Here is a 25,967-nt window from a genome sequence, read left to right as displayed (position 1 = left end):
GACTCCTAGCCGGTGAGTGACATGAGGTGCTGCACGAGGGTGATGAGTGCCTGCGCCGAAGAGCCCTCGCTGCGTACGTCGCACTGCACGACAGGGGTCTCGGCGGAGAGGTTCAGCGCCTCTCGCACTTCGTCGAGGGGGTAGTCGGGGGTCCCCTCGAAGTGGTTGACCCCGATCGCGTACGTCAGACCGAAGCGCTCGACCAGGTCCAGGATGGGGAAGGACTCGTCCAGCCGCTCGGGGTCGACGAGGACCAGCGCGCCCAGCGCGCCGCGGGACAGCTCCTCCCACATCTCCTTGAAACGCTCCTGTCCGGGCGTTCCGAAGAGATAGAGGACCACCGAGTCGCTGAGGGTGAGCCGGCCGAAGTCCATGGCCACGGTGGTGGTGGTCTTGTCCGGCGTGTTCGACAGGTCGTCGAAACCCTCACTGGCCTCGGTGATCTCCTCCTCGGTCCGCAGCGGCTCGATCTCGGAGAGACTGCCGATGCAGGTGGTCTTCCCGACCCCGAAGTGCCCCACTATGAGGATCTTCACCGCGTGGGAGACATCTGGATCCAGGTACACGAGTCACGCTCCGAATCGGTTCTTCAAGCCATCGAGCACGGCGCTGACCAGTTCTCTGTCGAGCCGTTCGGCGCGCGGAATGGGCTTCCTGACGAAGACCAGGCTGCTCTCCTCCAACTGCGCCAGCAGGATGCGTACGACGCCCAGCGGCAGGCGCGTATGGCCGGCCACCTCGGCGACGGACAGGAAGCCGTCGGCGATCAGGTCCATCACCTGACGCGCTTCCGGAGACAGTGTGCGTGCCGCGGTGGAGGCTCCCTCGGCCGCCGTCACCAGAGCGGTGTGCTCGTACTGGTGGGCCGGCGGAAGGGCGCGCCCGTTGGTGATCACGAACAGTGGCACTAATGAGGAGGTGAGCTCCAGCTCCTGGTCCAGGTCGTGTTCGTCAGACACGGTCGAACCCCTCTCCTCGTGCTGTCGTCGCGGTCAGCTTGGGCACGGCATCGTGCAACCGCGTGGTGAACTCCTCGATGTCACAGTCGTGTTCGGCCGCTGCGGCCAGGAAGGCACCGGCGCCGGCCGCGATCAGGAAGATCCAGCCGTGCTGGAACTCGATGACCGTCTGGCGCCACTCGGCGTCCTCCTCCACCCCCGCGAACTGTGAGGTGACACGGCTGTAGGCGTGGATGCCCGTCATGGCGGCGGAGATCGTGTCCGCCAGGTCCCGGCTCATCCCCGAGGTCGCCCCGCGGGGCAGACCGTCGGCTCCCAGCAGCACCGCGTGCCGGGCGCCCTCCACCTCGGTGATCACCTGGTCCAGATCGGCGATCACAAAACCGGGTCCGGCCGCGGCCTCGCGCCGGGCCGGGGCGGCCTCGCTCCCCCCGGCGGCCTCCTGGGCGTTCACCCGCGGCGGCGAGGTGAGGTTGTTGCCCAGCCGGGCGACCAGCCGGTGCATACGGAAGGAGATCTGCTGCATGTCCACGTCGGGGGCAGCGGCGGCGGCCAGATAGGCGCCCTGGCCCGCACCGATCAGAAAGATCCACCCATGGGAGAACTCGATGATCGTCTGGTTCCACTGCCGGTCCTCCGCGGTTCCCGCGAAGTGGGCCGTGGCCCGGCTGAGCGACTGCATCCCCGCCATCGCGGCGGAGATGGTACGCACCTCCTTCTGCGCCAGGCCCTCCGTGGCCCCGCGCGGAAGGCCGTCCGCGGACAGCAGGACGGCGTGCCGTGCCAGGGGCACGTTCTGCACGATGTCCTCAAGCATCCACGACAGGTCAGCGGTCATGCGTCTTCGGACCCTTCACGTGACGGGGCATCAACGTTGCGGCCGGACACGGTGCCGCGCTGGAAGGCCCCCAGCCTGCGACCGGACGTCCGGCCGGCCTCCTCGGTCGTGCGCGGCACGGACCGGGGCGTCCCCGCGTCGGGGACGCTCGCGATGGGCGACTGCCGCGATCCACGCTTGGGCAGTCCGTGCATGGTGCGCGTTCCGCTCTGCTGCGGACGCTCCTCGACGCGCCGGATGTTGCTGACGGGCGCCTCCGGGGCGGGCGGCGGCGTCTCCTCCACGGTCCACAGCTCCTCGGGCAGCAGGACGACGGCCCGGACGCCGCCGTACCGGGAGACTCCCGTGACGTCCACCTTGAAGCCGTACTGACGGGCGATCAGGCCGATGACCGGGAAACCGAACTTCGGCTGGTTTCCCAGCTGGGACAGGCGCGGAACGGCATCGCCGGACAGCAGCACGGTCGCCCGCTGCCGGTCCTCGTCGTTCATGCCGACACCGGCGTCGTCGATGACGATGCACAGGTTGTTCTGGACCCGCTGGAACGTCACCTCGATCGGCGCGTCGTGCTGGGAGAAGCTGGCCGCGTTGTCGAGCAGTTCGGCCACGGCGAGAGCCACGGGTGCCACCGCGGACGCCTTCAGCGCGAGACCGGCCTGCTGCATGATGTCGACCCGGTGGAAGTTGCGGATCTGCCCCTGGGCGCTGCGCACCACGTCGTAGACGCTGGCGGCCTTGTTGCGGCGGCCGAGCGGGGCACCGCACATGACCGCGATGCCCTGCGCCTTACGCGCCATCTGCGCGTTGGCGTGGTGGACTTCCAGCAGGTCGCTGAGGACGGGGTGGCCGCCGTAGGTGCGCTGGATGCCGTCCAGGAGCGTGGTCTGCTCGGCCGCGAGGCTCTGCAGGAAGCGGGCGGCACCCTTGAGGACGGCCTTGGTGTTCTCCTCCGCCGCCTCCTTGGCCTCCAGGATGGTCTCGTCCTGCTCCTCCCGGTACTTCTGCAGCTCGGCCCGCGAGTGGTTCAACTGGCTCTCGGCAGCCTGCAGCTGCCGCCTCAGCTCAGCCTCGGCCTGCTGCTTCTTCGCCCCCAGGGCCTTACTGCGGGCAGCAAGCGCCACGACCGCGACGACGGCTATCGCCGCCACCACGATCAGGCACCACACAAATGCGTCTCGATTCATGGAAACCTTTCCCGGCGCGTGGCATGCAGACGGCGACGGATACGCCCCGCGAGGATCCGCGACACAGCCGCTCGGCACTGCTCGGCGCTGTGGCGCGGGAAGCATGCCGATCTCGATCCAGCCTGTGAATCGAGTGGTTCAAGATCGCAGATGTCGGGATGTTATCACCGGGAACCCCGCCTCAAGCGGCGTCCTCGATCACCCCAGATGCACCCAACGCGGCTTCTGTGCAGCCGCATTGCGAGACAGGAGGCCTTCCGGCCGGGTCGGGCGGCGCGGCGCTCACTCCAGCACCTTTGATTCGTTCACAAATCTTCACCCGAGGCGGCTCGGTCCCTTACACACCCGCGGGCTGCCGGGCGGGCGCCGCCGCTCCGGGCCGGCCCCGGTCATCCCCGCGTTCCGCGCTCCTCACGCACCTTGCGCACCAGGGTGTCGATGAAGCGCTCCAGGAGCCGCCACTCGTCCTCGGGCAATGCCGCGGCCGCTCGAAGTGCCGGGGCACGGCGGTCGGTCTCCGGATCGGCCGCCGCCCGCAGACGGGCGAGCACCGGCTGGAGGGCCTCGTCGAGGGCGGACTCCGGTTCGGCGCTGAGCCAGCCGTTGGGTTCCCCGAAGAAGAAGCGCTCGACACCCGCCTGGGTGGAGGCGAGGGGACCGCCGGGACGCGCCGGCCGTCGTCCCGGATCAGCCGCGTCCCCCGTCTTCTTCGGATTCATACGGCCGTTGACGAGGTTGGACAGGGACGCCCGGGTCGCCCCGAAGGAGGATGCGATCTCCTCGTAGGAGTGCCGGGAACCGTCGGGGCGCCGCCGGGTCTCCCGGAGATGGGCGATACGGCGGACGATCCGGTCGGTGATGTCCTCCAGAGGAGGCCGGCCACCCTTGAGAAGTGTCCGGACGACATCGGGAGGGACACCGCACTCGACCGACAACCGCCCCACATCCAGCACATCATCGCGACACTGCCCTTTTCCCAGCAGGGAGTCGAGAAGGCCCAGGGTCTCGGCGAGCGCCTGGCGCGGGTCTCTCACCAGCAGGTCTCCTGAAGTCAGGCGGGGGGAGCCCCAACGACAGCTCGGTGAACGAGACGATAACGGCCGGCCGAACGGCCCGCCAGACAAGGGATATTCAAATATCCCCGGACGGCTACAGCTGTTGACATCGCCTGCCGGGGGTTGCAGGATCGCCGCACGACGTGACCGCCCGCCCATCGCGTCACCGCAGGGCGACGCCCTGCGTCTCGCGACTGTGCGCTCCCGTCAGGCCCGGCCCTTCGGCCCGGCGCACCGGAAACGGGCTGCGTCCGTGCACGTTTCAGGGGTGCACGGACGCAGCTTTCGGCCTCCACGGCAGACGGAGGGACCGGTCAGGTCCCGCCGGTCCGGCCGTGGAAGGAACCGGAAACACTCACGAAAGGCCCGCCCGCCCCCGCCGTGTCGAGCGCGGGAGCGGGCGGTGCCGCGTCAGGGCCTCACGGCTTCAGGCGCAGCACCTGCGGGTCGTGGTCGCTGGTCTGGTCGGCGAACTCGGAGTTGATGTGCACCACCTCGTAGCTGACCTTGCCCAGCATGGTGGGGTTCACCAGGATGTGGTCCAGCACCTGCGAGTTGCCCTGGAAGACGTAGGAGTAGCGCTCCTCCTTGGGCAGCGTGTTGATCATGTCGGTCAGCACGGTGCCGTTGCCGGTCAGGGTGTTCAGCGCGGGGGAGAACTGGTAGTCGTTGAAGTCGCCCAGGGAGACGATGAGCGCCTTGGAGTCGGCGGCCTCAAGCTTCTTGACGAAGGCGTTCTCCAGCATGGCCTGCTTCATCCGCTGCACCTCGGAGCTGCGGACCGGCTCCTGGATGCGGCCGGCGATGTTCTGGTCGCCGCCCTTGCTGTTGAAGTGGTTGGCGATGACGAAGATCGTCTTGTTGTTCCGGGTGAGGAACTGGCCGACCATCGGCTTGCGGCTGCTGTTCCAGGCCTCGTCGTTCGGGGTGATCCGGCCGGGCGAGACGGTCAGGCTGGTCTTGTTGTTCTTGCCGGTGACGTCCACGGCGGTGGTGGCGTCGCCGCCCGGCCAGTCGACAAAGCTGACCTGCGTCGGGTCGAACAGGAACGCGGTGCGGATGTTGCCGCCCGGCTGACCGCCGTCCTTGTCGTTCTGCGGGCTGATCTGACGCCAGGAGTACTGCGGCCCACCGGCCGCGGCGATGGCGGCGGTCAGCTTGTTCAGCGTCTTGTCGGCGTCGACGGTGCCGTCGTCGACCGCGCCGTTGTTGTCCTGGATCTCCTCCAGGGCGACGATGCCGGGCGCGCGCAGGTTGGTGACCAGGCCCTTGGCCAGGCGGTCGAACTTGCTCTGCGCGTCGGTCGGGGCCAGGTTCTCCACGTTGTACGTGGCGATGGCGACCTCGTTGGACTTGGGCGCCGCGGCGACCTGCGGCTTGAGGCCGTTGTCCACATAGGTGCCGAGCGTGCGGGCCTCGAGGATGTAGGTGCCGGCGTACTGGCTGTAGTCCAGCGGGCCCTCGGTGACGCCCTTGAGGGTGTCACCCACGTTCGCCATCGGGAAGGCGTCCGAGGTGTTCATCGCCTGGACCTGGAGGCGGGTGGAGTTGGGGTCGTCGTAGGACGGGTAGTAGGTGCCGCCGCGCTTGGTCTTGTTGTGCTTGGGGTCGACGCTGACCCACAGCTCCTTGTACGCGTCCGTGGCGCCGACCACACCGGCGTCGGAGATCTGGACGTTCATGCCCTCCAGCGACTCGTAGAAGTCCAGGGCGTACTTGGTCGGCTCGAGCTCGAGGTTGTCGATGCTGCCGTCGCTGCCGCCCGCCGGGGACCAGGCGGTGGGGATGTTCTTCTTGGTGAGGACGACCGGGGCCGGCAGCGCGTTGCCGCTGGACAGCACGGTGACGATCGGCTTGATGATCTCGGTGATCGACTGGATGCCGCTGTCGTAGCCGCCCGGGTAGTACTCGGAGACCACACCGGCGACGGAGACGCTGTCGCCGACCTTCACCGTGGGGTTGGAGCTGGTGTAGACGAAGATGCCCTCGCTGGTGCGGGGGTCCTTGTCCGCCTTCGGGTCCTGCATCCAGAAGCCCTTGGACGTGGAGGACGTGCTGGTGGTGCGGACACCGGTGACGATACCGGTGACGTCCTTGACGTCCTTGGTGGCGAGCGGGGAGCGCCGGGTGGTGCCCTGGATGTCGTGGATCTTCGCCGAGATCGCGTCCGCGGGGGGCGTCGCGGTCGGGGACGGCGACGGGGAGGAGCCGTCATCGCCGGTGCCGCCACCCGCGCCGCCGGAGTTCTCCGGGGTGGGGGCGCCCGCGGCGAAGTCGGCCGCGTTGTCGTCGGTGTCGACCAGGGTCTTGCGGGCGACCGACTCGGTGTTGCTGGCGCCGGCGGCGGCACCCGAGCCCTCGTGGACGACGGCGGTACCGAAGCCGACCAGGTCCTTGACGCGGGAGTCGGCGGCGCAGTCCTCGGCGGTCACGCAGGTCAGCAGGTCGGTGCCCTTGACCAGCGCGACGGTGCCGGTGGTGCCCGACATGTTGATGTTGCCGGTGGCGTCCGGGGTCGGCAGGGTGGTGGTGCCGCCGGTGCCCGCGGCCTCCTGGATCAGGTAACGGCCGTTGCCGGCGAGGCTGCCGGTGAGGCGGGTGGCCTGCCACTTGGTGGTCGGACCGGGGTTGCCCGACAGGTACTGGACGGTGTAGTCGGAGAGGTCCAGGGTGCCCGCACCGGCGTTGGCCAGCTCGATGAAGTCGTTGGTGAAGGTGGCGCCGGAGTTGCCGCCGCCTCCGTAGACCTCGGAGATGACTGCGTCGGCCGACGGCGTGGCGAAGGCGGAGTGGACGCCCACTCCGGCCAGCACCACCGAACCGGTGATCGCCAGCGGTATCAGCCGCTTGCGCAACGGGTTCGCGCGGTGTCGTGCGGGGCGGAACGTTTCTTCATCGCTGGAGTGCGACACGGAATGGGTCTCCTTGGGAACCGGGAAAGGATGGGGGCGCGTTGAGACACGCCGACCGACCCGGATCCGCTGTCAACGGCCGGGGTCAGGCACCGGAATACGTTATGTGCCAAGGCCCGCCCTAAACAGACTCGCGGGTTAAGTCTTGGCGACTTTTGGCCGACGCCTGACCCGTCCGGCGCCGCCGCGGACGGCGGCCCGAGCGAAAGGCGGGCCGGTCGGCCGGAGGTGCAGGTGACCGCGAAAGGGGTCCGGGTGCGGGTCTCGACCCCGGGACCATACCGGAGCGGCCGCGGAGGTCGGGTCCACCGGGCTGCCGCGTGGGCCCTCGGCGAGCCTTGGGTCACCTGGACTGAGACGGCCGGGCCGCCGACCCGTAGGGAAGGTGTGACAGGAGTTGGGCCCCATGACGCAGAGGCCGTCGGCATGCGCTGCGACGGCGACGATGACGGCGACGGCGACGGCGACGGCGACGGCGACGGACAGAGCACACCGACGAGCGGCGACCGCACACCGAGGGACACACGCGAGGACGACCGTCAGGGCGATGGTGAGAAATACGCCGGCCGATACACCGACGCGGCAGGTCACGCGCCGGACGGTGACGCCCCGGTCCCTCCTGCCGCGCTGAAGTCGGCCTTCCGTGACGCGTTGCGCGCGGACGCCCTCGACCCGGCGGCCGAACAGCACGCCCTGGCCGCCTTCCGTGCGGCCCGGGACGCGGAACCGGACCAGGAGGAACGGGCCGGGGGCGACAACGGCCCGCGGGCACCGGGCAGTTCACCACCGCCCCGGATGAGGTCCTGACACCCCCTCCGGGACGGCTCGGCGGACCCGTGACCGATCGGGGCCCTCCTCATGCCGCGGGCCGGGCCGCGTCTCCTCGACGTGGCCCGGCCCGGGATGCTCGCGCCGTGATCCGGCGTGGGGGTGCGGTGGTTGTGCCCGGTCTCAGCAGTTCTGCCACAGCCGGGTCATCACCCGTACCCCGAAGCGCAGCCCTTCGAGCGGGACCCGCTCGTCGACACCGTGGAAGAGCCGTCCGTAGTCCAGATCGTGCGGCAGCTTCAGGCCCTTGAAGCCGAAACAGCGGATGCCGAGCTTGGTGAAGGCCTTCGCGTCGGTGCCGCCCGGGTTGCAGTACGGCACCGGATGGCCCTCGGGGTCCTCGGCGCGTACGGCCTCGCACATGGCGTCGACCAGAGGACCGTCGAAGGAGGTCTCCATGGCGATGTCATGGTTGACCCACTTCCTGGTGACCGACGGCAGCAGCAACTCGTCGATGGTGTCGATGAGTTGCTGCTCATGGCCGGGAAGGAAGCGGCCGTCGACACGGGCGGTGGCCCGGCCCGGGATCACATTGGTCTGGTAACCCGCCGAGAACATGGTGGGGTTGGCGGAGTTGCGCAGCACCACCTGCATGAAGTCGGTGACCGGCCCGAGCTTCGCCAGTTCCGCGTCGAGGTCCTCGGCGTCGAAGTCGACGTCGACGCCCTTGAGCCGTGCGGCCTCGGCGAGCAGTGCGCGCACCGGTTCGATCAGACGGATCGGGAAGGTGTGGCGGCCGATGCGGGTGAGCGACTCGGCGAGGTCGGTGACCGCGTTCTCGTCGTTGGGCGAGGAGCCGTGGCCCGCGCGGCCGGTGGCGGTCAGTTCCATCCAGGCCATGCCGCGCTGGGCGTTCTCGATCGGGTACAGGCGCCGGGTGTCGTCGAGCGCGTAACTGAACCCGCCGCCCTCGCCGATCGCCTCGGTGACACCGGCGAACAGCTCGGGCCGGTGCTCGACCAGCCAGTGGGCGCCGTAGCGGCCGCCCGCCTCCTCGTCGGCGAGGAAGGCCAGGACGATGTCACGGGCCGGACGGCTGCCGGTGCGGGCGAAGCGCCGGGCGGTGGCCAGCATGACGGCCACCGTGTCCTTCATGTCGATGGCGCCCCGGCCCCACAGATAGCCGTCGTGGATCTCACCGGAGAAGGGCGGGACGCGCCACTCGGCCGGGTCGGCCGGCACGACGTCCAGATGTCCGTGGACCAGCAGTGCCCCGCGGGCCGGGTCGGTGCCGGGGATGCGGGCCACCACATTGGCTCGGCCCGGCGCGCTCTCCACCAGTTCCGAGTCGATGCCGGCCTCGGCCAGCCACTCGACGACCCGGTCGGCACAGGCCCGTTCGTTGCTGGTGGGGTTGGAGGTGTCGAAGCGGATCAGCTCCGCGCACAGTTCGACCACCTCGCGCTGTGCCTCCTCGGAGGCGGCGACGAAAGAGGGAGTGATGCTCATGGTGCTCCTACGGGGGCCGTGCCGCTGACGGACGGCGACTGCCCGGCGCCGTCCACGGGCTCGTCGTCCAGGGTGGTGGTGCCGTAGGTCCTGATCCAGCCGGCGAGTCCGAGGACGCAGTACAGGACGAAGGCGGTCAGCAGGGAGTTGAGGGCGGGAATGCCTCCGGTGTAGAACTTGCCGACGCAGAACGCGGCCGCCCAGATGACCAGGGACATGGGCACCCACACCGGTGAGGTGGCGGGCAGGGTCTGTGCCTCGCGGGTCTCGTCGAGCGGTCCCCGCATGCGGCGCACCACCCAGTACTCGGCGACGATGATGCCTCCGACCGGCGGGATGGCGACGCCCAGCACCGACAGGAAGTCGGTGAAGTGGGTCATGATGCCGACCGCGGACAGGGCGGTGCCGGCGATGCCGAGGACGATGGTGACCGCGCCGCGGCGCAGGCGCTTGCGGAAGACGACCTGGAAGAAGTTGACGACGCCGAGCGAAGAGCCGTACAGGTTCCAGTCGTTGATCTTCGCCGTGGACATCAGGACGACCAGCACACCGAAGACGCCGGAGGTGGAGAGCACGATCTGGGAGACCTGGTTGCTGCCCACCATGTGGCCGAGCAGGACACCGGTCAGCCCGACGATGTACTCGGAGAGGATCATGGACGAGGCACTCTGCACGAAGACATGCGCGCCCTTGCGGTTGTAGCGGGTCATCTCGGGAGCGACGATCGCCCCGGTCATGAAGCCGCCCGCGATGGCGGTCGCGGCGACGGACAGCGGCAGCGCCGGGCCGGGTGCCGGGGAGTGGACGAGTTCCGAGAGGGAGTGCTTGCTCAGGGCGTCGGTGACGGACCAGGCGACCATCGCGAAGAACAGCGGGGTGACGATCTTCGCGAAGACCGCCATATAGCGGAACCCGAAGACGACCAGGACCGTGATGGCCAGGCCCGCCACGATGCACCACAGCCAGGACGGGCCGCCGACCAGCGCGGAGACGCTGTTGCCGAAGATCGTGTTCTGCACTCCGAACCAGCCGACGAGGCTGATGGAGATGACGAGGCTGACGAGCGCGGAGCCGTTGCGGCCGAAGCCGACCCAGCGGGTCAGCAGCGGTGTCGCCAGGCCCTCGCGCATTCCGGCGAGTCCGATCGCGAAGATCACGACTTCCAGGATGACCGCGCCGAGGGTGAAGGCGAGGAAGGCGTTGCCGAAGGACATCCCGACGCCGATGGTGGCGCCCAGGGTGAACTGTGAGATCGATCCCGACTGGGCGAGCCACTGGAGCAGCATCGTCCCGAAGCCGAGCCGTTCGTCGCGCGGGACGCGGGCGAGGGCGTAGTCGTCGCTGCCCAGCTCTCTGCGGCCGGCGGCGTCGGTGTCGGCGGTTCTCTTGTGTCCGGTCATGGTCAGGACTCCTGGGATGTGCGGCCGAGGGTCTGCAGGTGGGCCAGCGAGCCGTAGCGGGACACGAGCCGGTCGAACTCCGGAGCGTCGTGGAACTCCAGTCGTCCGCCGCCGTAGGCCTTGGCGGTCTCGACGGCGAAGCGGGCGGCGGCCGCGATGTCGGTCTCGTGGCTGGCGCCGGTCTGGCAGCCGGGCACCGCGGCGGCCGAGGTGATCGCGAGGCCGACGACGGGGGCGGCGGTCGCCGTGGCCGGCTGGAGGATCGAGTTGATGTGGTGGACGCCGTTGCCGTACGGGGTGATGTCCTGGGTGGTCACCGGGTAGGTGACCAGGGGCTCGCCGGTGACCACGGCCAGCAGCTCGCCCAGCTGCTCGGCGACCTTGAGCACCCAGCCCTCCTTGACGGTGGGCGACAGGGCCAGGCCCTTGTGGTTGATGATCCGGTTGCCCTTGGTGGTGTCGATGGAGAGCACCGCCTCCATCTCGTCCGTGACCTCGTGGCGGTTCATGGTGGCGATGTCCACCGGGGAGTCCATGAACGGCACCGGGTCGTGCGGTGCGGTCGGGGCGTTGGGGCAGATGTGTGTGGCCACGATCACATCGCCGTCGAGCACATCGCCGCGCCGGCGCATGTCCAGCAGCTTGGCTGCGGTGGCGAGCGCGGCGATCGCGCCGTCCGCGTCCGAGACCAGGCCGGTCATCTCTGGGCGCGCCCCCACGCCGCCCAGCCGTCCGACCACACCGAGGGTGCGCGAGGAGCCACCGCTGCCGCGGCCGGTGCGGCCCGGCACACGTACCTGGACGAAGTCCGTCGAGCCCTTCTCACCGGTGACGGTGGTGACCTGGGCGCCGGAGCCGTCGGCACCCGCGACGGAGTCGAGGTAGGCGGCGACTCGCTTGCCGTCGGCGCCGGGATCGTCCAGCAGATCCACGATGTCCAGGACGTACTTCAACATGGGCAGCTTCTCCTGATCCGCACCGTGAGGCGGTGCAGACAGAAGGTTCAGGATCCATTAACCTTCTACGCAACAGTTTCCCGTTATTTGCAATTCAGGTCTGAATGGCGAGATGGGCCGAGGGATCGGTCGATCCGGAAGTCGCTGGAGGAGTCACCGTGTCCGAGGTTCCCGTCGAGCGGAAGACACCGGCCGGGGCGCTGCAGACCGTGGACCGGGCCCTGCTGGTGCTGCTGGCCTTCGAGCGCACCCGGCCCGACTGGGGGGTGACGGAGGTCGCCACCGAGTTCGGCTGGGACACCTCGGTCGCCCAGCGGTTGCTGTCCACGCTGGCCGGCCGTGGCTTCCTGGTGTCCGATCCGGCGACCCGCCGCTATCGGATCGGCCCCGCCGCGCTGCGGCTGGGCCGCCTGTGGGAGCGCTCCGGGTCGCTGGAGCTGCTCGCCGAGCCGGTTTTGCAGGAGCTGCGCGCCGCCACCGGTGACACGGTCCTGTTCTGTCTGCCCGACAGCTTCCACATGCGGTGCGTGGCGGCCGTCGAGGGGCGGGAGGGACCGCTGCGCTACTACCCGCTGGTCGGCGAGCTGTATCCGGCGCACGCGGGCGCGACCAGCAAGTCGTACTACGCGTTCCTGCCGGACGATCAGCGCCACCGGCTCTTCCGCGGCCGCCCGATGGCCCGCTTCACCGACCGCACGGTCACCGACCCCGACCAGTTGGAACACGAGTTCCGACAGGTGCGGGCGCAGGGGTACGCCTGGACGGTCGGCGAGTACGACACGGGCATCGGCACCGTCGCCGTACCGGTCTTCCTCGGCGCCGAGCCCTACGGAAGTCTCAGCCTGGGCAGCCCCCGGGACCGCTTTCCCGACGGGCCCGAGGACCGGCTCGACGCGCTGCGCAAGGCGGCCCGGCTGCTGGAACAGCGTCTGACGCACCCTCCCCAGCACCACCGCCGCCCGCGCACCCGCACCGCCTGAAGCACCGAACCGATGGTGAGGAACACCCTGTGAACCTGCTGCTCCTGTCCAACTCCACCCAGTACGGCCGTGGTTACCTGGAACACGCCCTGGACACCGTGACCGCTTTCCTGCCGGCCCGGGCTCGGCTCGCCTTCGTGCCGTACGCCCTCGCCGACCACGACGGCTACACCGCCAAGGTGCGCGCCGCGCTCACGGGCGCCGGCATCGAGGTGCACGGTGTGCACGAGGGCGGGGCCCCGCTCGACCGACTCGCCGAGGCGGACGCCGTGTTCGTCGGAGGCGGCAACTCCTTCCGGCTGTTGAGCGCGCTGTACCGGACGGGCCTGCGGGAGGCGTTGGTCAAGGCGGTCGGGGACGGGCTGCCCTATATGGGCGCCAGCGCGGGCACCAACATGGCGGCCCCCTCCCTGCGCACCACCAACGACATGCCGATCGTGCAGCCCCCGTCCTTCGAGGCCCTGGGGCTGGTCCCGTTCCAGATCAACCCGCACTATCTCGACCCCGATCCGCACTCCACGCACAAGGGCGAGACCCGCGAGGAGCGCCTCACGGAGTTCCTGGAGGAGAACGACGTACCGGTGCTCGGTCTGCGTGAGGGCTCCTGGCTGCGGGTGACCGGGGCCCACGCCTCGGTGGAGGGCGCCCATGCCGCGCGTCTGTTCCGCCGGGGCGCGGAGCCGCGCGAGCTGCTGGCCGGCTCGGACGTGTCCGAACTGCTCACGGTCACACCGGAGTACGACACCGCGGCGCGGTAGTACGGGTCCCGCCGCTCGGCGCCCGTGCCTGGACGTCGTCAGGGCCACTGCCGTGGGGGTGGGGGCGCCGGGCAAGAAGGAGTACGCACCTCTCGCCACTCTCAACCTATAGCGCACCGGGGGGCTTGCGGCAAGGCCCGGGGGATGCCGCACAATCGCTGACCTGGGCCGGAACCTGGGGAAACGGGAGTTTTGCGACGTGCCTATGCAGTTGTCAGCTTGTGAGTCGGACGTCGGCACCGGAGCGCGGGGGCGGGCGTCGTCGGGCGCCGCCGCCCCGGCCGCGGATCGGAGCCGATGACATGGGTTCCACGGCCATCAGCGCGTTCGACCTTCCCGACCGCCTCTCCCCCAAAGCCGACCCGACGCTCATCGCCGCCGACGAGAAGCGTTTCGCGGCCATCGCCGAGAGCCTCGACCAGACGATCGCCGAGCTGTCCGACCGCCTCGCCGCCCTACTCAAGGCACCCGGCGGCGTCGGCCGTGGGGCGCTGGAGCGGGACACGGAGGTGCACCGGCTGAACGGCCGGCTCCGTGCCTTGCGCCGCTTCGGACTTGATCTGTGCCTCGGGCGGATCGTCGGCACGGAGGACCCGGAGCCCGTGTACATCGGACGGCTCGGCCTCACCGACAGCACGGGACGCCGGCTGCTGGTCGACTGGCGCTCCCCCGCGGCCGAGCCGTTCTTCGCGGCGACCCACGCCCGGCCGATGGGGCTGGCGAGCCGCCGCAGATATCGCTGGACCGGCGGCCGGATCAGCGACTACTGGGACGAGGTGTTCACCGCCGAAGGGCTCGAACGGCACGCCGCGCTCGACGACCAGTCCGCCTTCATCGCCGATCTGGGCAGCCATCGGTCGGCCCGGATGCGCGATGTGCTGGCCACCCTCCAGGCCGACCAGGACGCCGTCATCCGGGCGGGATCCCGGGGTGCTCTCGTGGTCGACGGCGGCCCCGGCACGGGGAAGACCGTGGTCGCTCTCCACCGCTCCGCCTATCTCCTCCACTCCGACCCCCGCCTCGGTCACCGTCGGGGCGGTGTGCTGTTCGTCGGTCCGCACCAGCCCTATCTGGCCTATGTCGCCGATGTCCTTCCCAGCCTCGGTGAGGACGGCGTGCGAACCTGCACCCTGCGGGATCTCGTCGCCGAGGGAGCCGGGGCGGAGCACGAGAGCGACCCGGAGGTGGCCCGCCTGAAGTCGTCCGCGGCGATGGTGCGGGCGATCGAGACCGCCGTCAGGTTCTACGAGGAGCCGCCCGCCGAGGGCATGACGGTCACGACCGACTGGGGCGACATGGAACTGAGCGCCGACGACTGGGCCGAGGCCTTCGAGACACCGGGACCGGGTACCCCGCACAACGAGGCACGCGACCAGATCTGGGAGGAACTGGTCACGATCCTGAGGGACCGGCACGACGGTGACGTCCCGCCCGACCTGTTCCGGAGGTCGCTGCGGCGCGACGCGGACCTGGCCGGCACGCTCGACCGCGCATGGCCGCTGATCGAAGCGGCCGACCTCGTCGGGGACCTGTGGTCGGTCCCGGCCTATCTGCGGATGTGCGCTCCCTGGCTCGGCCCGGACGAGGTGCGCCTGCTCCAGCGCCAGGACGCCCGGCGCTGGACGGTGTCCGATCTGCCGCTCCTGGACGCGGCACGGCAGCGGCTCGGCGACCCGGGGGCGTCGCTGCGCAGGCGTCGGCACGACGCCGCCGTCGCCGCCGAACGCGAGCGGATGGCCGGTGTCATCGACCATCTGCTCGAGGCCGACCCAGACGGTGAGGGTGCCGTCACGATGCTGCGCGGACAGGACCTGAAGGACACCCTGGTCGACGAGACCGCACTGCCCGGCTCGCACCCGGAGCCGCTCGCCGGTCCCTTCGCGCATGTCGTCGTGGACGAGGCTCAGGAACTGACCGACGCGGAGTGGCAGATGCTGCTGCTGCGCTGCCCGTCCCGGAGTTTCACCATCGTCGGGGACCGTGCCCAGGCCAGACACGGGTTCACGGAGTCGTGGCGGGAACGGCTCGAGCGGGTCGGGTTCGGCCGGGTCGAGGTGGCCTCGCTGAGCATCAACTACCGGACACCGGAAGAGGTCATGGCGGAAGCCGAGCCGGTGGTCCGGGCCGTGCTCCCGGACGCCAATGTGCCGGTCTCCATCCGCAGCAGCGGCATCCCCGTCGTCCACGGTCCCGTCTCCGACCTGGGTCAGGTCCTCGACTCCTGGCTCACCGCGCATGCCGACGGGACCGCCTGCGTCATCGGCGATCCCACGTTCCGGGCGACACCCCGCGTCCGGTCCCTGACACCCGAGTTGGCGAAGGGACTCGAGTTCGACCTGGTCGTCCTCGTCGACCCGGAGGCGTTCGGCGAGGGGGTCGAGGGAGCGGTCGACCGCTATGTCGCGATGACCCGGGCGACCCGGCAACTCGTGGTCCTCAACAGCCCCTGACGGGGGTGCCCGAAAACCGGTGGAGCGGCGCCGCTGTGCGCCATTACCGTGCTGCCGAACCAAGTCGTCTGGGCAAGGACGTGCCGTTGTACACCCTGTGAGACCTCCCGAGCGCTGATGTGTCGCGCGTCGCGTAGGTGCGCCGCGCTCCTTTTTGCTGCGGATTTCTCACTGAAACCGGTGTACTTCTGTGCTCACGAACTGGGTGATCGTGCCCACCTGCCTGCCGCTCGTTCGCCGCCGTTGCCATACGTGCGGGTCCGAGCGCTTCCGGGCAAGCGGAAAATTCCGCGTCAACGCCAACCACAAGCTCATCGACGTCTGGCTCCTCGCGCTCTGTGCTGCTTGCGGGGAGACCACGAAGCTCACGGTCCTGGAACGCACGCATGTACGCTCCGTACGGCCCGAGTTGCTGGACCGGCTGCATGACAACGACCCTGGCCTGACAGCCGAGCTGCTCCAGGATCCGGTCGTGCAGCGCCGTAATCGCATCGCCCTCGACTGGAACGACGCCTGGCGCCTCGACACCGGCGGATCGGATCACCTGGACCGCGAGGTGATCGACGTCTCGGTCCGCTTCGCGGCGCGGATCCCCGTCCGGCCGGTGCGACTGATCGCTGAAGGCTGCGGAATTCCGCGGGCCGAGGTCGAGAGACTGATCACGGAGGGGAAACTCGTCTCGGCGGTCCGGCTGAGCGGGAGGCTCTCCGGCGACTTCACCTTCACGCTCAAGCGCTGAGCCCCCCTAGGAACCACGGGCCTGTCCGGCGTGCTCCGCCGGACAGGCCCTAGGAGACCTGGGCACCCGGGGCGGGTCAGAGATGGGTGAGGAGGCGTTCCAGGGGGCGGGGGACGCGGTCGGGAGGCAGGTGCGCGACCAGTGCCTGGGCGTAGAGGGCCTTGCGGCCGCTGTGTGTGCCCATGAAGCGCCGTAGCTGGTGTTCCAGGGGGCGTTCCCGTTGGGCCGGCTGGCCCTGGAAGGTGTGGAAGGGGCGCGTCTCGCCCTGGGCGTCGATCACCTGCCGCACGCCCTCGGCGCCGACGGCGCGGATCAGTTCGTCCTCCAGGTCGGCGACGCACACATGGAACCCCAGGGTCTCGAGTCCGGCATGTGTGAGACGGGCCCCGAGCCCGACCCGCTCCAGATGGCGCCGGAAGTGCCGCTCCTCACCTATGTCGCAGAGACCGGCCAGCGGGAGGCCGAGCCCGGGAGGGCCGCACACGTCCAGGAACCGCCCGATGTTGGTCGCACCTCCGAGCGGTACCACCGCTACGCCCTCCGCGCCGAGGTCGCGGCCGTGGCGCGTGGCCAGCGCCTCGAGGGCGACCTGATCGCTGTTCCCCTCGACCAGCACGACCGTCCGCACACCGCCGTCGGCCAGCTCCCGCGCCAGCACGGCGGCCGACCCCGCCTCCGCCCCACCGGCCGCCCATGCGGTCAGCGCACGGCGGAATCGCCTCAACTCGTCCACGAGACCTCGCTTCCCGACGTCGTCCTGCCTCCCTCGACCACGGGAGCGGCCCCTGGGCTCCGCCTGCTACTGCCCCACTCGGCCGTCGACGCATTCCCGCAGCAGGTCGGCGTGGCCGCAGTGGCGGGCGTACTCCTCGACACGGTGGACCCACAGCTCCCGGACGGAGTTGCCGTCCTTGCCCACCCGTGTGCCCAGATCGGTGTACTCGGCGAACGCGGCGTCCGTCGCCGCCTGTTCGCGAGCCAGGTCGGTGAACGCGCCCTCCACCAGGGTCTGTTCCGCGACGGCTCCGTCGAAGTCGCCGTCACGCGCCCCGTACAGCTTCGGTGCCGGGTCTCCCGGCACGATCCAGTTGCGCCAGTCCCGCTCCACCTCGGCAAGATGCCGGACCAGGCCCAGCAGGGACATCGTCGACGGCGGCACAGAGCGGCGCGCCAACTGCTCGGGACCCAGCCCCTCGCACTTCATCCTCAGGGTCAGCCGATAGCCGTCCAGGAAGTCCCGCAGCGTCGCCAACTCACCCTCCGGGCCGGCTCCGTCCTTGTTGCGGGGGTCCTTGTCGGGGTCCGCCCACATATCGGGATAGACGCTGGCCTGGGTCCATCGTTCGGGTACGTCGCTCATCGAGTGCATGATTCTGAACAGCGGTCCGACGGGCAAGCGATTATTCGGGCGTGGCGGCGGCACCGACGGAGGGAGTCACCACGCGGTGGTGCCCCCGGTGAGGAGGGCACCACCGCGCTTCGGACGAGGTCAGGTCAGGAGGTGCGCAGCCAGACGCCGGTGTCCGGGGGGAGCCGGGTGCCGTCGAGGGGGCCCGAGCCGAGCAGCACACTCCGGTGCTCCGGGAGGTCCACGGGAGCGTCGGAGAGGTTGAGGACACAGGTGAAGGTGGCGCCGCGGGCGAATGCGAGGACGCCGGCCGGGGCCTCCAGCCACTGCATGGGGCCGTCACCGAGCGCGGCATGGCCGGCGCGCAGGGACAGTGCCTCGCGGTAGAGCCACAGCATCGAGGCGGGGTCGGTCTCCTGGGCGGCGACGCTCAGGCCCGCCCAGGATGCGGGCTGGGGCAGCCAAGGGCGTTCCGCTCCGTCGGGGCTGAATCCATAGGGCTCGTGGCCGCCGCTCCAGGGCAGCGGGACACGGCAGCCGTCACGGCCGGGGTCCTCGCCGGCGGTGCGGTGGTAGATGGGGTCGTCGCGGCGGTCGGCCGGGATGTCCTCGACCTCCGGCAGTCCGAGTTCTTCTCCCTGGTAGATGTAGACCGCGCCGGGCAGGGCCATGGTCAGCAAGGCCGCGGCGCGGGCTCGGCGGCGCCCGAGGTCCTCGTCGACGACGGGGTTGTACTGGCGGATCCCGGCCGCGGTGCTGGTGTCGGGGCGCCCGTAGCGGGTGACATGGCGGGTGACGTCATGGTTGGACAGCACCCAGGTGCTGGGGGCGCCGACCCCGGCGTGTGCGGCGAGGGTCTGGTCGATGCAGCCGCGCAGTGCTTCGGCGTCCCAACCACAGCCCAGGAAGTCGAAGTTGAAGGCGGAGTGCAGCTCGTCGGAGCGCAGGTACCGGGCGAAGCGCTCGGAGTCGGCGAGCCAGACCTCACCGATCAGGGCGCGCGGCTCGGGGTAGGAGTCGGCGACGGCACGCCAGCCCCGGTAGATCTCGTGGTTGGCGTCGAGGTCGACATAGGGGTGGGGGTCGGGGAGCGTGGTGTGGTCGTAGTCGGGCAGTGCGGGGTCCTTGCTGCACATGGCGGCGGAGTCGACCCGGATGCCGTCCACGCCCCGGTCGAACCAGAAGCGGAGGATGTCCTCGTACTCCGCGCGTACCTGGGGGCTGCGCCAGTTCAGGTCGGGCTGCTCGGGTGCGAACAGATGCAGGTACCACTGTCCGTCCGGGACCCGGGTCCAGGCGGGTCCGCCGAAGATGGACTGCCATGCGTTGGGCGGCAGTGAGCCGTCCTCGCCGCGTCCGTCGCGGAACCAGAACAGTTCGCGTTCCGGGGAGCCCGGAGCGGAGCCGAGTGCCTTGAGGAACCACTCGTGTTCGTTGGAGACATGGTTGGGGACGATGTCCACGATGACGCGGATGTCCCGCTCATGTGCCTCATGGATGAGGTTCTCCGCGTCGGCGAGGGTGCCGAAGCGGGGGTCGATCTGGCGGAAGTCGGTGACGTCGTAGCCGGCGTCGGCCATCGGCGAAAGGTACCAGGGGCTGAACCAGATCGCTTCGACGCCGAGGGCTTTGAGGTAGTCCAGGCGGTCCCGGGCGCCGGCCAGGTCCCCGATGCCGTCGCCGTTGCCGTCGGCGAAGCTGCGCGGGTAGAGCTGGTAGATGGCGGCGTGCCGCCACCATTCGGTGGTGCGGGAGGTCATGTGCCTGCCTTCGTGAGGTGTGCGTGATGAGGGTGCGGGCCCGGCCGGCGGGGACTGTGGCCGGGCCCGCGGTTCGTGCGCGGCTGTCACCAGCCGGAGTTGCCGCTTCCCCGCTGGACGGTGAAGCCGCCGGCCACGTTCAGGGCGCCGTCGGCCGCGTTGCGGACCGTGACACCGCTGAAGCTGCCCTGGCCGGAGGCGTTGATCTCGATGCCGTAGGCGCCCGCCGTGTCGATGGTGGTGTCGGACACCCGCAGGTCGGCGATGTTCTTCTGCCAGGAGACGAGCAGGCCGCTGTAGGTGCTGTCGAGGATGCTGTTGCCGGTGATGATCACCGGGGTGGTGATGTCGGACTGGTCGGCGTAGACCCACAGGGCGCCCAGCTTGCTCTGCCAGTTGGGCTCATAGCCGCCGGTACGGGTGAGGGTGTTGCGGGCGACCGTGGTGGTGCCGCTGAAGGGCAGGCCGAAGCGGCTGCTGACGGCGATGCCTGCGGCGCCGACCACGGTGTCGGAGATCAGGTTGTCCTCGATGCGGTTGCCGCTGCCGCCGTAGATCGCGGCGCCGTTGGCCAGCAGCGGGAGCTGGACGGTGTTGTGGTGGAAGACGTTGTCGACGTCGGCCTGTCCGTCGGACCACATGGCCAGGGCGTCGTCACCGGTGTTGCGGATGCTGGACTGGGTGACGACCGTTCCGGTGACTCCGCCGTGCAGGTTGACGCCGTCGGCGTAGGTGTCGCGGATGCGCAGTCCGGACACGTACAGGCCCGTGGTGGGGCTGGTGGGCCACAGGCCGACCTTGGTGTGCTCGATCCATACGTTCTGGATCGTGCTTCCCTCACCGAAGTCGCCCTCGATCCCGGCGTCGAAGGCGGAGTCGTTGCGGTAGGTGGCATCGCCGAGGATGCTCAGGTCCTGGACGGAGCTGGTGCCGCCCTGCGCGAACAGGCCGCCCTTTCCGTCCTTGCCGCGCAGGACCGTGTACCACTGTCCGGCGCCTGCGACACGGACACCGTTGAGGAGGAGCCGTCCGGAGATGTTGTAGGTGCCCTTGGGCAGCCACAGTCCCTTGCCCTGGCTCCTGGCCTGGTTCAGCGCGGAGTTGAGCGCCCCGGTGTCGTCGGCGTTGTCGTCGGGGGTGACGCCCAGCGTGGTGGCGCTGACGTATCCGTCGGGCATGGTGAGCGCGCCCGGCACGCTCTCGGTCTCCACCAGGTCCAGGGTGTAGCTCGCGGCCGTGTCGCCGGTGCCCTTGGCGAAGCGCAGGGTGGTGCCGGCCGGCAAGGTGCGGTCGAGCTGGACCCGGGTGTCGTCGAAGAACCGGTGCGCCTGGCCGCCCGCCGGGGCGTTGTTGTACGGATAGTCGCCGTACACCCAGGCATGGCGTGAGGTGAGCGACAGCTTGGGCAGGGCAGTGCCGTTCGCGGACAGGCTCAGGGTGGCGTCGGTGCCACGGCCGTCGGCGCTGTCGGGGATCGAGTAGCGCAGGACCAGGGCATCGGCCGGGCTGGTGAGGGTGATCTCGGCGTAGTCGCCGTTCTTCTCCAGGACCACGGCACTGCGGCCGGACGCTTCCGAGGCCACCGTCTTGTAGGTGCGGTCCGGGCTGAGCTTGCGCGCGTTGGTACCGGCGTTCTCCAGCTCGTAGGCGGTGTACGGAACGGTCGCACCGCGCTGGGCCGGTGCGGTGGTGCCGGATATGTCGATGCCGTCGAGGTCGAAGTCACCGTTGTCGCCGGACTCGTTGCGCAGCGAGAGGTTGTTCAGTCCGGCCCGCAGCGTGACCTTGGTGTCGATGGATTTCCAGGCACCGGAGGTGGCCGGCAGGGACAGCCGGGCGGAGCCCCCGCCGTTGGCGCCGACGGTCACGGAGGCGGCCCCCGAGCCGGGGGTGCGGTAGCGCACGGTCAGGGTCTGCTGACCGGCGCCCTCGGCGCGGGCTGCGAAGATCGCCCGGGCGCCGGTCCTGGGGAAGCCGGTGAGGTAGCCGGCGCCGGAGTATCCCGTCGCGGTGGTGGCCTTGGCGGGCCCTCCGGAGGCGAAGGCGCTCTCGGCCTCGTAGGCGACGGTGGAGGACGGCGGGTCGGTGGGGTCGGTCGGGGTGGTGTCCGAATCCGGGGTGGTGGCCGTGAGGTTGTCGATGTTGACATTGCCGCTGTCAGCGCTGGTGAACGTCAGCGCGACCGCGTTCGCACCCTTCACGAAGTCCACCGGCACCCGCACCGTCGACCAACTGTCCCAGCCACCCGTCGCCGGCAGACCGACCTGACCGACCCGGGAACCATTGACCACCAGACTCAACGACATCGTCACACCGGTGCCGTTCGCATAACGCACCGCCACCGAACCCACACCCACATGAGCCGACTGCACCGCGAACGAGACCGACGCACGCCCCTTGTTGGCGTCCGTGAACCCACCGACATAACCCGTGCCGGTGTAACCCGAGTGCTCCCGCTCCACCACCGCACCACCCGACAACGCCGCGGCCTCGGCCTCCAGCACCGTGGGGTCGGTGGGGGTGGTGGTGTCCGAATCCGGGGTGGTGGCCGTGAGGTTGTCGATGTTGACATTGCCGCTGTCAGCGCTGGTGAACGTCAGCGCGACCGCGTTCGCACCCTTCACGAAGTCCACCGGCACCCGCACCGTCGACCAACTGTCCCAGCCACCCGTCGCCGGCAGACCGACCTGACCGACCCGGGAACCATTGACCACCAGACTCAACGACATCGTCACACCGGTGCCGTTCGCATAACGCACCGCCACCGAACCCGCACCCACATGAGCCGACTGCACCGCGAACGCAACCGACGCACGCCCCTTGTTGGCATCGGTGAACCCACCGACATAACCCGTGCCGGTGTAACCCGAGTGCTCCCGCTCCACCACCGCACCACCCGACAACACCGCGGCCTCGGCCTCCAGGGTGCTGCCGGCGGCGTAGGCCTGCGGTGCTGCGGCGACGCTGTAGGAGACGGCGCCGGTGAGAGCGAGGAGGAGAGCGGACAGGGCCGCGGTGGTTCTCAGACGGTGGGTTCGGTGGATCGACACGGTGGTGTGTCCTTCCGGTGTGAGGGGCGTCGGCCCTCGAGGACCGACGGGTGATGCCCGGTGGGCGGTTCAGCCCTTGAGGCTTCCGGCGGTGAGGCCGGCGATGATGTGCCGCTGGAAGAGCAGGAAGATCACCAGCAGCGGGATGGAGGCCATGACCATGCCGGCCAGGAGCTGGTTGGCGGGCATGAACTCGGCCAGGCGGTTGAGCGCGACCGTGACCGGCTGGCGTGCCGGGTCCGGCAGGACCAGCAGCGGCCAGAGGAAGTCCTTCCAGACGCCGACGACCGCGAAGATCGAGACGACGGCGAGCACCGGCCGGGACAGCGGGAGCACCACCCAGAGCAGGACGCGGACCGGTCCGGCACCGTCCAGGCGTGCGGATTCCAGCAGTTCGGCCGGGATCTGGTCGAAGAACCGTTTGAGGATGAAGATGTTGAAGGCGTTGGCGCAGGCCGGCAGCCAGATCGCCCAGGGGGTGTTGATCAGGTTGAGGTGGATCAGGGGCACATCGGTGACGGTCAGATAGGTGGGCACCAGCAGGGCGGACACCGGCAGCATGAGAGTGGCCAGCATCATGCCCAGCACCACATGTCCCAGGGCGGGGCGCAGCCTCGACAGGGAGTAGGCGGCGGCCACATCGACGATCAGCTGGATGAGCCATGCCCCGGCGGCCAGCAGCAGGGTGTTGAGGAAGTACTGGCCCAGTCCGACGTTGGTCCATGCCTGGCTGTACGACTCCGGGTGCCAACTCTGCGGCACCAGCGTCGGGGTGGGGTCGGCCAGCTCCGCGGAGGACTTCAGCGCACCGCTCGCCATCCAGTACAGCGGGAAGACGAACGCGAGGGTGAAGCCCACGACGGTCAGGGTCAGCACGAACCGGTAGAGGACGCGGCCGGTGCGGCGGTTCATCTCGCCGGGAGCGATGAGCGTGCGTTCGGAGGAGGCGGGCATGGTCGTTCCTTTCAGCCCTTGCCGCGGGTCAGACGCAGATAGATCCCGGCGAACAGGCCCAGGACGAGGAAGAGCACGGTGCTCATGGCGCTGGCCAAGCCGAAGTCGTTGTAGACGAACGCATACCGGTACAGCAGCAGGAGGACGGTGACGGTGGCGTCGTCGGGGCCGCCGCCGGTCATCACATACGGTTCGATGAATACCTGCATCGTGCCGATGATCTGCAGCAGCAGCGTGATCATCAGGATGAACCGCAGCTGCGGGATCGTGACGTGCCACAGCCGTCGGCGGATGGACGCGCCGTCCAGTTCGGCCGCCTCGTACAGCTCGCCGGGGATGGAGCCGAGCGCCGCCAGATAGATCAGCGTGGTGGTGCCCATATTGGCCCAGGTGGAGACCAGGACCAGGGAGAGCATGGCGAGGTTCTCCGACTCCAGCCATTGCTGCCCCGGCAGATGGAGGAGCTTCAGGACGTTGTTGAACAGGCCCGGGCCCGGATCGTAGAACCAGCGCCACAGCAGCATGGTGACGATCGGCGGCAGCATCACCGGCAGATAGACGGTCATCCGCAGATACGCCCGGGCGTGCCGGAACTCGTTGAGGACGACCGCGGTCACGAACGGGGCGGCGAACCCGAACACCAACGCGAGGAGGGTGAAGTACCCGGTGTTCTTCCAGGCGGTGAGGAACAGCGGGTCATCGAACAGGCGCCGGTAGTTCTCCCAGCCGACCCAGGTGGCCGGCTGGGCGAAGCTGACCTGCTGGAAGCCCAGCAGCAGCCCCCGGACGATCGGGGACCAGGAGAACACGGCGAAGCACAGCAGTCCCGCGCCGAGGAAGGCGTAGGCGGTGAGGTTCTCGCGGATGCGGCACCGACGCCTTCGCTGGTCGCCCCCGCCGGCCGTACGCGGCTCGGCGGAACTCGTCGGTGTCCGGGTCAGGGTCGGAGCCGCCATGTCACTTGACCGTCGCGAGAATGCCGTCGACCTTCTTGGCCGCCTCGGAGAGCAGCTTGTCCGGGTCGGCGTCCTTCTTGGTCAGCACGGCCTGCATCACGCCGTCCAGCACGGTGTAGATCTGCTGCGCGTTCGGCGGCTCGACCTTCTGCTCGAGCCGGGCGTTACCCTCCACAAAGGGCTTGTAGTTGCCCTGCGGCACATTGGAGTACATGGCGTGGGCGGCGTCCTGCTCGGCCTGCGCCTGCCCGGTGAACAGCCGGTCCAGCGGAAGGCCGATGGGCACTCCGTTGCCGGACGCCCGCTTGTCCTCGAGCGCGGTGCGATCGGGGTTGAGGTACTTCCACTGCACCCACTCGATGCCGGCCTTGATCTTCTCCGGCGAGGCCTTCGGGTTGAACATGAAGCCGTTGCCGCCGCCGAGCGTGGCCCGCCCGCCCGGCATGGCCGCCACCCCGTACTCCTCGTACTTGCGCTCGAACTGCTTGACGATGGTGGGGATGTTGTCCGGGCCGGCCATGTACATACCGAGCTTGCCGGCGCCCATCATCTTCTGCACATCATCGATCTGCAGCAGCTGCCGGGACCCCATGGTGTCGTCGGTCCAGCGCATGTCGTGCAGCATCCGCAGGGTGTTGCGGCCCGCCTCGCTGTCGAAGGCGGCCTTCCATCGGCCGTCCTTCCGGACCGCGATGTCCCCGCCCATCGAGTACACCCAGGAAGTGAAGTGCCAGCCGCCCTGGTTGTTCTTGCTGTAGTCGGCGTAGCCGACGGTGCCGTCGCCCAGTGCGCTGATCTTCTTCGCCGCCTGACGGACCTCCTCCCAGGTGGCCGGGGGCTTGTCCGGGTCGAGGCCCGCCTTCTTGAACAGATCACGGTTGTAGACCAGGCCGAGCGAGTACTGGCCGTTGGGCAGGCCGTATATCTTGCCGTCCGGTCCCGTGAACACCTTCAGGAACTCGGGCTTGACGTCGTCGTAGTACGCCATGCTCTTCACATACGGCGTGATGTCGGCGCCCTGGCCGCGCTGGATCAAACCGGCGGGATCGGTGAAGTAGACGTAGTACACGTCCTCGAGCTGACCGCCGGCCAGCTTGGCGGAGAACGTCTGGGGGTCCATCTGCCCTTCACGGGCGTCGATCCTGATCTTGGGGTGGGACTTCTCGAAGGCCTTCACGTCCTCCTCGAAGTACTTGCGGTCCACCGGCTGCGTCTTGGGCGGCATGCCGTTCACCGTGATCGTGACGACGCCGTCCTTGCCGGCCTCGGACGACTGGCCGCCGCAAGCGGCCAGTCCCCCCATGAGAGCGCAGGCCACGCCCGCGGCGATGAGCCGACGACGGCCCTGGGTGACTGCCATGACAGTTCAGCCTTCCTGCGAAGCATCCGCG

21 protein-coding genes are annotated in these 25,967 nt (G+C 69.5%); 5 read left to right on the top strand and 16 right to left on the bottom strand.

The annotated features are described in order from the left end of the window. Positions 1-5: 5 nt before the first annotated feature. From CP978_RS28230 to CP978_RS28205, 6 genes are all read right to left on the bottom strand, one after another. The gene (locus tag CP978_RS28230; RefSeq protein ID WP_043445389.1) at positions 6-566 is read right to left on the bottom strand and encodes a GTP-binding protein; all 561 of its coding nucleotides are present in this window, start codon (positions 564-566) and stop codon (positions 6-8) included. A 3-nt stretch (positions 567-569) separates the two neighbouring features. Beyond that, positions 570-959: a DUF742 domain-containing protein gene (locus CP978_RS28225; RefSeq protein WP_043445387.1), complete on the bottom strand. Its 390-nt coding sequence runs from the start codon at positions 957-959 to the stop codon at positions 570-572. Further along, positions 952-1,797 (bottom strand): roadblock/LC7 domain-containing protein, encoded by an 846-nt coding sequence (locus CP978_RS28220; RefSeq protein WP_227745488.1) that lies wholly within the window; start codon positions 1,795-1,797, stop codon positions 952-954. Before CP978_RS28220 ends, CP978_RS28225 begins: the two co-directional genes overlap by 8 nt. After that, positions 1,794-2,981, bottom strand: a complete 1,188-nt coding sequence (locus CP978_RS28215) for an ATP-binding protein (protein WP_043445385.1) — start codon at positions 2,979-2,981, stop codon at positions 1,794-1,796. Before CP978_RS28215 ends, CP978_RS28220 begins: the two co-directional genes overlap by 4 nt. A gap of 389 nt (positions 2,982-3,370) precedes the next feature. After that, entirely contained in the window at positions 3,371-4,015 is a 645-nt protein-coding gene (locus CP978_RS28210) for a hypothetical protein (protein ID WP_043445383.1), read from the bottom strand. 440 nt (positions 4,016-4,455) lie between these two features. Then, entirely contained in the window at positions 4,456-6,948 is a 2,493-nt protein-coding gene (locus tag CP978_RS28205; RefSeq protein ID WP_311775043.1) for an endonuclease/exonuclease/phosphatase family protein, read from the bottom strand. Positions 6,949-7,335: 387 nt separating this feature from the next. On the opposite strand from CP978_RS28205, the gene CP978_RS28200 reads away from it, so the two are divergent. Further along, the gene (locus CP978_RS28200; protein ID WP_144401498.1) at positions 7,336-7,755 is read left to right on the top strand and encodes a hypothetical protein; all 420 of its coding nucleotides are present in this window, start codon (positions 7,336-7,338) and stop codon (positions 7,753-7,755) included. A 144-nt stretch (positions 7,756-7,899) separates the two neighbouring features. On the opposite strand, the gene CP978_RS28195 is transcribed toward CP978_RS28200, so the two are convergent. Genes CP978_RS28195 through CP978_RS28185 form a run of 3 tightly spaced genes read right to left on the bottom strand, consistent with a single transcriptional unit; the run spans position 7,900 to position 11,581 of the window. Next, a complete protein-coding gene (locus CP978_RS28195) occupies positions 7,900-9,225 on the bottom strand; it encodes a M20/M25/M40 family metallo-hydrolase (protein WP_043445377.1) in 1,326 nt (441 codons plus the stop codon). Beyond that, entirely contained in the window at positions 9,222-10,625 is a 1,404-nt protein-coding gene (locus CP978_RS28190) for a cytosine permease (protein ID WP_043445376.1), read from the bottom strand. The genes CP978_RS28195 and CP978_RS28190 overlap by 4 nt, the downstream gene beginning before the upstream one ends. A gap of 2 nt (positions 10,626-10,627) precedes the next feature. Continuing rightward, on the bottom strand, positions 10,628-11,581 hold the full coding sequence (locus CP978_RS28185; RefSeq protein WP_043445374.1) for a DUF1177 domain-containing protein: 954 nt from the start codon (positions 11,579-11,581) through the stop codon (positions 10,628-10,630). A gap of 158 nt (positions 11,582-11,739) precedes the next feature. Here CP978_RS28185 and CP978_RS28180 point away from each other — a divergent pair, with 158 nt between their 5' ends. From CP978_RS28180 to CP978_RS28165, 4 genes are all read left to right on the top strand, one after another. Beyond that, positions 11,740-12,561, top strand: a complete 822-nt coding sequence (locus tag CP978_RS28180; RefSeq protein ID WP_043445371.1) for an IclR family transcriptional regulator — start codon at positions 11,740-11,742, stop codon at positions 12,559-12,561. A 29-nt stretch (positions 12,562-12,590) separates the two neighbouring features. Next, complete coding sequence (gene pepE, locus CP978_RS28175) at positions 12,591-13,319, top strand: dipeptidase PepE (RefSeq protein ID WP_043445369.1); 729 nt, start codon at positions 12,591-12,593, stop codon at positions 13,317-13,319. Positions 13,320-13,621: 302 nt separating this feature from the next. Continuing rightward, positions 13,622-15,769, top strand: a complete 2,148-nt coding sequence (helR, locus tag CP978_RS28170) for an RNA polymerase recycling motor ATPase HelR (RefSeq protein WP_043445367.1) — start codon at positions 13,622-13,624, stop codon at positions 15,767-15,769. Positions 15,770-15,959: 190 nt separating this feature from the next. After that, positions 15,960-16,508, top strand: coding sequence for a DUF1062 domain-containing protein (locus CP978_RS28165; protein ID WP_150478326.1), 549 nt, complete (start codon positions 15,960-15,962; stop codon positions 16,506-16,508). Between the two features lie 76 nt (positions 16,509-16,584). Here the strand turns inward: CP978_RS28165 and CP978_RS28160 are convergent, their stop codons facing one another. The 7 genes from CP978_RS28160 to CP978_RS28130 form a co-directional block, all read right to left on the bottom strand. Beyond that, entirely contained in the window at positions 16,585-17,241 is a 657-nt protein-coding gene (locus tag CP978_RS28160; protein WP_043445365.1) for an ATP-dependent endonuclease, read from the bottom strand. Positions 17,242-17,307: 66 nt separating this feature from the next. Continuing rightward, positions 17,308-17,868, bottom strand: coding sequence for a DinB family protein (locus tag CP978_RS28155; RefSeq protein ID WP_043449700.1), 561 nt, complete (start codon positions 17,866-17,868; stop codon positions 17,308-17,310). A gap of 134 nt (positions 17,869-18,002) precedes the next feature. Next, positions 18,003-19,616, bottom strand: a complete 1,614-nt coding sequence (locus tag CP978_RS28150) for a glycoside hydrolase family 13 protein (RefSeq protein WP_043445363.1) — start codon at positions 19,614-19,616, stop codon at positions 18,003-18,005. 86 nt (positions 19,617-19,702) lie between these two features. Then, a complete protein-coding gene (locus CP978_RS28145) occupies positions 19,703-22,666 on the bottom strand; it encodes a CBM35 domain-containing protein (RefSeq protein ID WP_052454329.1) in 2,964 nt (987 codons plus the stop codon). Positions 22,667-22,735: 69 nt separating this feature from the next. After that, positions 22,736-23,620, bottom strand: a complete 885-nt coding sequence (locus CP978_RS28140) for a carbohydrate ABC transporter permease (RefSeq protein ID WP_043445360.1) — start codon at positions 23,618-23,620, stop codon at positions 22,736-22,738. 11 nt (positions 23,621-23,631) lie between these two features. Then, complete coding sequence (locus CP978_RS28135) at positions 23,632-24,576, bottom strand: carbohydrate ABC transporter permease (protein ID WP_227745487.1); 945 nt, start codon at positions 24,574-24,576, stop codon at positions 23,632-23,634. 1 nt (position 24,577) lies between these two features. Next, positions 24,578-25,936 carry an ABC transporter substrate-binding protein gene (locus CP978_RS28130; RefSeq protein ID WP_043445358.1) on the bottom strand — a complete coding sequence of 453 codons (1,359 nt, stop codon included), beginning with the start codon at positions 25,934-25,936 and terminating at the stop codon, positions 24,578-24,580. Between the last annotated feature and the right edge of the window lie 31 nt (positions 25,937-25,967).

The sequence above is a fragment of the Streptomyces nodosus genome (assembly GCF_008704995.1).
Taxonomy (GTDB): domain Bacteria; phylum Actinomycetota; class Actinomycetes; order Streptomycetales; family Streptomycetaceae; genus Streptomyces; species Streptomyces nodosus.
Note: the sequence above shows the minus strand (reverse complement) of the source record. Positions and strands in the feature narration are given on the sequence as shown.